7 protein-coding genes and 1 pseudogene are annotated in these 7,950 nt (G+C 49.1%); 1 reads left to right on the top strand and 7 read right to left on the bottom strand.

Features of this window, described 5'->3' with window-relative positions; genetic code table 11:
• The 7 genes and pseudogenes from HMPREF1508_RS00560 to HMPREF1508_RS10765 form a co-directional block, all read right to left on the bottom strand.
• The coding region (locus tag HMPREF1508_RS00560; RefSeq protein ID WP_044958470.1) for a hypothetical protein at positions 1 to 1,476 on the bottom strand (1,476 nt) is incomplete at its 3' end.
• A gap of 177 nt (positions 1,477 to 1,653) precedes the next feature.
• The gene (locus HMPREF1508_RS00555) at positions 1,654 to 2,376 is read right to left on the bottom strand and encodes a DNA alkylation repair protein (protein WP_044958468.1); all 723 of its coding nucleotides are present in this window, start codon (positions 2,374 to 2,376) and stop codon (positions 1,654 to 1,656) included.
• 8 nt (positions 2,377 to 2,384) lie between these two features.
• Entirely contained in the window at positions 2,385 to 3,440 is a 1,056-nt protein-coding gene (locus HMPREF1508_RS00550; protein ID WP_044958465.1) for a hypothetical protein, read from the bottom strand.
• Positions 3,441 to 3,532: 92 nt separating this feature from the next.
• Positions 3,533 to 3,682: a hypothetical protein gene (locus HMPREF1508_RS10080; protein ID WP_156923145.1), complete on the bottom strand. Its 150-nt coding sequence runs from the start codon at positions 3,680 to 3,682 to the stop codon at positions 3,533 to 3,535.
• A gap of 48 nt (positions 3,683 to 3,730) precedes the next feature.
• Positions 3,731 to 4,333, bottom strand: coding sequence for an MptD family putative ECF transporter S component (locus HMPREF1508_RS00545; RefSeq protein ID WP_044958463.1), 603 nt, complete (start codon positions 4,331 to 4,333; stop codon positions 3,731 to 3,733).
• Between the two features lie 59 nt (positions 4,334 to 4,392).
• On the bottom strand, positions 4,393 to 5,850 hold the full coding sequence (locus tag HMPREF1508_RS00540; protein ID WP_242834466.1) for an ATP-binding cassette domain-containing protein: 1,458 nt from the start codon (positions 5,848 to 5,850) through the stop codon (positions 4,393 to 4,395).
• A gap of 261 nt (positions 5,851 to 6,111) precedes the next feature.
• A pseudogene (locus HMPREF1508_RS10765) lies at positions 6,112 to 6,615 on the bottom strand (ABC transporter ATP-binding protein); the annotation flags it as partial.
• 332 nt (positions 6,616 to 6,947) lie between these two features.
• Between HMPREF1508_RS10765 and HMPREF1508_RS00535 the strand changes: the two are divergent.
• Complete coding sequence (locus HMPREF1508_RS00535) at positions 6,948 to 7,730, top strand: DUF6630 family protein (protein WP_044958460.1); 783 nt, start codon at positions 6,948 to 6,950, stop codon at positions 7,728 to 7,730.
• The last annotated feature ends 220 nt before the right edge of the window (positions 7,731 to 7,950 follow it).

The raw sequence follows: 7,950 nt of genomic DNA, 5'->3' as shown, positions 1-7,950 counted from the left end.
CGTAAAGGCAACCTTGCTTCCCTCAGCGACCTCATAGACCTGATTGTGCTCTGTCTCGTCGCCAACCAGGATATCGCCCGGCAGCTTCACATCTGCATGGAATACCTGCTCTGTAGACTCTGCGTACCTTACGGACAGGGCGATCTGACTTGGATTATGCACGCTCTTACCTGCCTCGGTCTGCTTGCCGTTCCAGATCAGGTTAAAGTTAATCTGCTTGCCGCTGACCTTGTTGGTCGCCGTCGCCGTCAGATTTCCTGAGATGCTGCCTGTGACCTCGTAGTCCGTGTTGGCCTGTGCGTTCCCATTGAACTTCGCGGTCTTAAAGGTCACCTTGAGCTCGTCGTCCACCTTGTTGACAGCAGCCTTGAGCTTGGCAAAGGTATCGATCTGATCGTCATTGACCAGACGGAAGGTCACGGTAGCGGAATGGTCGTCTCCCGTAACACTCTCGATCTTAAAGGAACCGTTGGCTCCGTCTAAAACGGCATCCTTAGACGCGAAGGTCAGCTCATTGGGAAGCGTGATCTTGGCCGTAAAACCCGTCTTGAGGTTGGACAGGGCAATCTTGTCCGCATCCGTGCCGTAATTAGCTTCAATCCGAGCCATCTGATCCTTGATGGTCTTGGCATTGATCACGCCGACGAAGTCCATGTTGTCCGCCTTCTGGACCGTGATCGTATTGTTTCCGGTATCGCTGCCCAGCTTCAGATCAGCGTCAATATTGACTGTCTGGCTGACCTCCTGGGTCTGGAAGACATCCGAACTGGCAAAGTTCGTGGTCAGGGGCTGCTTGGACAGGTCTGCGTTGAAGGTCTGCTTGCCCATTCCCCATTTTCCAAATGTCCTGCTGGGATAGAAGGAGAAGTTGCCGGTGCTGTCAATGGTCTTGGACTCCAGCGCCTGGGCCTCCTGCTTGCTGTTGGCTGTCACAGTATAGGGAATGGTGACATTGACCGTGCGGTTGGCTGTCCCGGCAGCCCGATCCTGCTGGTAATAGTTGTAGATCGTCGCCCAGTTGACATCAGCCAGCTTGAACTTGAACTTTACCGTATTGCCGGACTTGCTGTTGGAAATGGTGCTGGCCGGAATCATATTGGTGCTGCTGGATGTAGTCGGATTCCCTACCGTCACACCTTCAGGGAAGGTCACATTGTAATAGATAGAGGCGCTTGTGCTGACCGTCTCGATATCCCAGGGGAAATGACCTGCATCCGCCTCCGACTTCATGTCGCTCTCAAAGGCAGACATGACGTCAGCCATGGGGATGGAAGCCTTCCACTCACCCGCATAGGTCCCGTGATTGCTCCCGGAGGCGCCTGTCACCGTCCCCTTGGCCGTCTTGACGTATTGGGCCACCTGCAGCTGACTGGCAGCCTCTACTGTCCTTGCTCCCGGCAAGACCATCCCCGCAACCATGACCATCGCCATGAGTCCGGCAAATGACTTGCTCAGGATACTCTTGTATCCCTTCATTCTTTCTCCTTTCTACATAACCAGCGCTCCCCATCTGAGCTTTGCATCTGTTTCAATAGAATAACTGCATAACTGGCAGTGTAATTATAAACAATCTGTGAACTTTTGTCATCCCAAATTTTATTATTCCCTGTTCTGCTCAATCCTGATCTCGGACGCAGGGAAAATCTGATCCATCTATCCTCTATCGAAAGCCCCAGCCGCTTTTCCCAGTCTTAACCCCTTAAGATACTCCTTCTGGTCCGCCGTGATCCGGTAGCTCTCGCAGGCCTTCTGTATGGTCTTATTGTGAGTCCAGATCTCGAGCTTATGATTCTCCAGGTAGGGAATTGTCGCCTTCCACTGCTTGGCAAGAGCTGTCGCGAAAAACCAGGCAACCATCATCCTGACATAGTATTCGTCCAGATGAACCTGTGCCGGCAGCTCCAGGTAGCGTGGTTCAAAATCCTCCTCCAGGAAATGCGTCATCAGCATCTCAATTCCGAAGCGGCAGGTATAGGTCTGGTCTGACCCGATCCAGCGGGGAATTTCCGCCAGAAGACGCCCGTGCTCCTTCTTGAAGATCCGGGGGGACAGGATGTCGCAGACGGCCCAGTTATCAATGTAGGGGAGGAACGCATCCACAGCCGAAATACAGGCGTCAAAATCATTGATTTCAGAGACCAGCAGACTGTGCAGCATATTCTCGTCGTAATAGCTGTGAGGGAGAGCCTGCATGAAATCCTGCCTCTGCTCCTGCATCTGCTTTTCCCGCCCTTTTCCCATTCGCTTTGCCAGTTTTCTGAGCTGCGGAACACGGACTCCGATGAAGGTCTGGCGCGACACCGTGGGCACAAGCCTGCTCTGAAAGTCCGCATATTCCTTATCCTGAAGGGCAAATAATTCCTCTTGAACGGTCATCCTGCCTCCTACAAATCCACTGAAATCGAGGTCGAGAAGATGGGTACCTGCTTTGACCCGCCATCCGTTTGATCCGCGTAAATAATGGCAGCGTATTTCTGGATATATTCACTTGCCTCTCTGTGGAGGTTGATGATATCCGGTACACGCTCCCTGCCATAGGCCAGATACGATACGGAGACTCTGCATCCCCTGCGGTTGAAATCAGGAGATATATGGGCCCGATCGATACCAAGCGGAAAGGTATTGTAATCAATCAGATCACAGATATCCCGGTATCTTGTATCCCAGATCGTCTTTCGAAACCCAAACCAATCGCTCTGCACATAGAGATGAAATTCCTGTTCCGGAGCCCGCTTCAACCGAACCTGATAGATCTCCTTCCCGCTCCCAAAATCCTCCGTCTCCTCGTAGCTGTAGTTGCCCGTGCCGTAGAGGGAATCCAGATATGAACCGATCAGTCTGCCGTTTCCCCTGTCTGATGTCCATCGGATCAGCTTTGGGCTCTCCACCCCATATTCCTGACCTGTCGCAGCCGCATCACTCTTGACTGTGAGTGTCACATGGGCATCTTTTGCAAGAGGAGCATAATTCTCCTTCATATCTCTGCAGAGCGCCTCTACCCTCTTCTGCAGATCCGCAATCTTTGCCTCATCAGAGAAATCGCTCAAAACCTCAACTGTCATCCCTCCGCCCCCGAAGCCGCTTGCGTAGCTGATTTCCTTCATTTCATCCGCCGTGAAATACCTGGGCGCCAAAAGTCTCCCCAAGGCCTCCATCCGGTTCTCTTCCTGGCTGTGCTGGGGAACCGGTACGACGCCGCCACGATGGATCACGCTTGTCACAGTATATTGAAGCCCTGCATACTGGGGCAGGGCCACCTGCCAGTGATCCCTGTCCAACTGCTTGAGCTGATAATTTCCAGCGCCATAGCGCTCTGCCAGCTGCCGGTTGACTTCCTCCGTCGTAAGCGGCTTGCCGTCGACATAGAGATGGCAGGCCGTACTGGTACCCGCGAACACCAGCGCCAGGAGTAATATTAGAATTTTCCGACCACCTGCCATTTGCCCTCTCCTCTATGATTCCGGCACACAAAAGCGCCTCTCCTCCCCCATCCATACTCTCCTCTCCATCATAGCAGATTGCCGCCAGTTCATCAGATGACGCTCTGTATTTTTATGCCCGGTGATAATGAGGCTTCCATGTCGCTTGAGCCGCTCGTAGCAAAGGGATAGAGGGATGCAAATCCGGTAATTGCTCTATATTCTTTTATTAAGGAAGCTGCTCCGATCAGACCTTTGGACATATCTCAGCATCCTCACTGATCCATAAGATACCGGCTTGGCAGACTGGATCAGTTTTCATCCCCGTAAGTTTCTTCGGCCTTTTGTATATGCTTTCTGACAACTCTCTTGCCTATACGCGAACCGATCAAGGCAACGATGGCCGTCGCTGCCAGCAGAAGGATCCAGCCCCAGTTCATAATTGCATGGCCCGCATGGGTCATAACGTATTTCAGATTGTCAGATTCTTTAACGCTCATCTTTTCCATCGTCTTCTCGATGGCAAAAACGTAAGGATATACAGTGCTTCCAAAGCACAGGCCCACCTGCTGTAGGATGTAACTTGCTGTGAGCCCCCTGGAATCACCATATCCGGTCTTAGACAGAATCACTTCGGATACGATCCCCATTAAAATATAGGCAAGCGTGTACGGGAGGTAGAAGCCAATGATCCCCTGGATAGCGCAATAGATCAACATAGCGCCTCTCTTGCGCACCCTGGTGCCTATTGTAAATACAACCATCCCTTCAAGCAAGGCATAGTACAGGGGCATAAGCAACAGCGTTACCGGTGTCGCATACAGGAAAGTCCCCGACATGAATATGACAATATTAATTAATGACAATAGAACGACCGTTATAATGTCCTTTGTCTTGAGTCTGTTAGATCCCATCGCAACCTCCTCTCGTAGGTTAAAAATATATGGTTCTTTGATTTGAGCTCTGAAACGGTTCAGAACAAGCCGACCATTCTCGTATAGAAAAAGCCGCAGCCGATCAGGGCGAGCGCAGCCGCGGTAATGATCACATCTGATATATCCATCTTGAAAGATGTAAAGGACTGTCTGCGGCCGGGCAATCCGATTCCGCGAGTTTCTGCTGACGCAGAGAGTGACTCAGCAATCCGAATCACCCTCAGCATGAGGGGGGCTATGATCATTTCCATATATTCCGGGAACGCTGCGATTTTATCTGTTCTTGTCTTGAAAAATCCCCTGGTATGTATGGATTGCCTCATAAGCGACAGATCTTTGCCCATCACCGGAGCGAACCTGAACATCACGGCAAAGATCATGATTGCTCTCTCTGGCATATGCATATATCGAAATGCGGTTATTGTCTTATCGCCTCCGTCATTACTGATTACGGCTGACAGAAACTCTCCTATTACCAAAAACCTTGGAATGATATTGATCAAAAGCCCCGTCACCGCATTTGGAAATGCCAGATATGCCAAAAGCAGGACCGCATATATGGCGCCATATCCAATGGAAGATTTGTATTTACGCTCATATATATTGATGATCATTCCTGCCGCAAACATCCCTGTTACGAGCGGCATATCTGCGAATGCACTTGTCGTACAGCAAAACAGTGTCATTACAAGTTTGATACGCGGATCAAAGCTGTGCTTTGGATTCGCCGGTATGTATGGATTTGTTGCGGCTTGTAGCTTACCATCCCTGTATCTGCGAAACTGACGCAGGGACTCGTCAGAATCGAGAACAAAACGATCCTGCACCTGTCCGTCCTCCAGCCAGACACAAGCGGTGCACGCACCTGCTATGAGCTCTATATCGTGCGTAATAATGAGAACGATCTTGTCCTTTTTCATCGCATTGACAATCTCTATGCAAGTTCGCAGAGAACGCCCGTCCAGCCCTGCCGTCGGTTCATCCAGTACAAGCACAGGTTTCTCCGAAAAATATGCCAGGAGCAGAACGAGCTTCTGCATCTGACCTCCGGACAAGCTGAAGGGATGCCGATTCCTAAGTTCCCATAATCCTGATCGCCTCAGCATCTTCTCCATCTCAGCTTCGAGAAGCGGACTTGTTTTTTTGCCGTACTTCAATTCATTCCATACCGAGTTTGTAAAGAATTGAAATTCCGCTTCCTGCATAATGAAAATGCACTTGTTCTGTAATTCTTTTGTCCTTTCAGCCACTCCGTCGAACGTAATCTTTCCGGATGAAGCTTTAAAGATTCCGCATATGACTTTGCCCAGCGTGGTCTTTCCATTGCCATTGGGCCCGGCAAGCGCAAGGACCTCTCCTGTTTTCAATGTAATATTGGCTGATTTTAGCGTATCCTCCTTAGCCCCTCTGTATCGATATGTCACATTCTCACAGCTGAGGACATGTAGTAAAACATCGTCTGGCTGTCCTCCGACGAGTTCCTCACTGAAATCCATATCCCTTCGCCTGATATCCCTAACTTCCGGCGCCCGGAGTCCCATATCCGTTAATTCCTCTTCTGTCAGCTGAAGCATTTCTTTTGCCTGATAGCATTTGACAAGTTCACCCGAATGGATATACCAGTATTCGTCAGCGAGTCCCGCTAAATAATACAGCCTGTGTTCGCTCACCACGATTGTCTTCCCTTCTGCCTTGAGTTCCGACAGCATATCATGAAGCTTGGCGATTGCTCTTTGATCCAGGTTTGCTGTCGGTTCGTCCATGATAATAACGTCTGTGGCAAGCGCCCAGGCAGATAGAATAGCGACAAGCTGCCGCTCTCCGCTTGACAGTTCAAATACAGACCTGTTCTTCAGGGAATCCAATCCAAATTTTCGAAATCCCTCGTTCACTCGCTCTACGATTTCATCATGTGACAGACCAAAGTTTTCAAGGCCGAATGCAAGCTCGGATGAGCTGTTCACTGTAAAAAACTGTGCTCTTGGATCCTGGAATACAGACGCTACCTGCTTCCCCACTTCTCCGATACGCAATCCTGATATGTCTTTGCCGTCAATCCTGCAAACACCGGTGAGCTCACCCTCGTAAAATTCCGGAATGAGATGATTGATACACCGCAGCAGTGTCGATTTACCGCAGCCGCTGCAGCCGCATAAAACAACAAACCTGCCCGGCTCAATATGACCTTCCACATCGATAAGGGAGGGCTTACGTCTCTCGTTATAGGTAAACCCCAGATGAAAATCAATCTTCTCTGCCATATCCAAAACGAGCCCCCGTAAAGCTGCCGGCAACCCTTATTCTGATGTCACAGAAAATGCCGTCCTCAAATCACGTCCTCGATCAGAATAGTAGTCCAGTCTCATTAGTTAGCTAACGCTAACATTCTAACATATGATTCCTCACCACAAAAGATTGTTTTGCATGCCCTGAGGCAACAGCTTGATGTTGGAACATATTTCACATCCATTTGCCATTTGACACCGAGTTGTGTCGGCGTATGATAAGGTGTTAGTGTTTACGACTTTTTCTTTTTCGTAGCGGCTTTACGATATCCCAGTTTATTGCTGAATCAGATAGGAGATCGAAGGATATGAAAGGAAAACAGAAAAAAGGACAATTTGCAGATTGGAAATTACAGGACTGGTGCATATATGCATGCTTCATTTTGCTCTGCCTTTCATTCCTTTACGGCGCGTGGCATTTTATAAAAACGGGCAGGTACCTTCACGGATTTCTGCTCGTTATTTGTTTTGTTCCCCTGTTTCTTTTTTGCCTGGTCCCTGTTTTTTCAAAGCCAATTCCCGAACGCAAAAACAAATATACGCCTTTGCGGCTTCCTCTTCCGGAAACGAAAGAAGACTTTTTAGAGCTTGCAAAATCCATAGGGACGAGTGACAAAAACATTTTGGAGGAAATTTCTGAATGCCTTGCTGAGCCAGAGCATTTTCTGGAAACAATAGAAAAGACTGCAAAAGAAGCTGGTGGAAGTGAGGCGGAGGGACTTTATGAAGATTTAAGCGCTGAGTATGAGGAATATAAGGATTACGCAAAAAGCGCCAATGAGCCATTTCTTTACGGTGCACTGATCCTTCTTTATTACAGGCGGATGATTGCGAGATTTGACTGGAAAGCCGACAGGGAAACCTTTGTATTTCTGATGAAGAAGTTGCGCGTGGTAAAGGCAAATGGGCTTCCAGTAGGTGAAGATATTTTATCGGAATCAGGAGATGTGGAACAGTTTTGCGGTCAACTGGATAAACTTTGGGAAAAGGCAGGGTATCATACGGTGCTGATTGATACTGACAGTGACGAATATATCATAGGAGTACAGGAAAATTTGGGGGGAAGTAAGGGGGGTGCGGACATTTTTTAAACAGCCACCCCCAACTCCTTTCTATATTGAAGAGGACTGAGCCCTCCGAGTGTTGATTCGATCTGTGCAGTACCAGCGAATATAACTGTCGATCTCATATTTTAACGCAGCAATCGAACAGCCTTCCTAACTTCGGTTATAGAACATCTCGTTTTTTAGATGTCCGAAGAAGCCTTCACAGGCAACGTTGTCTGGTGAACAGCCTTTTCTCGACATAGAT

The organism is Shuttleworthella sp. MSX8B (assembly GCF_000524295.1).
GTDB classification, from domain to species: Bacteria; Bacillota; Clostridia; order Lachnospirales; family Lachnospiraceae; genus Shuttleworthia; species Shuttleworthia satelles.
This window is presented reverse-complemented; position numbering and strand designations above follow the sequence as displayed.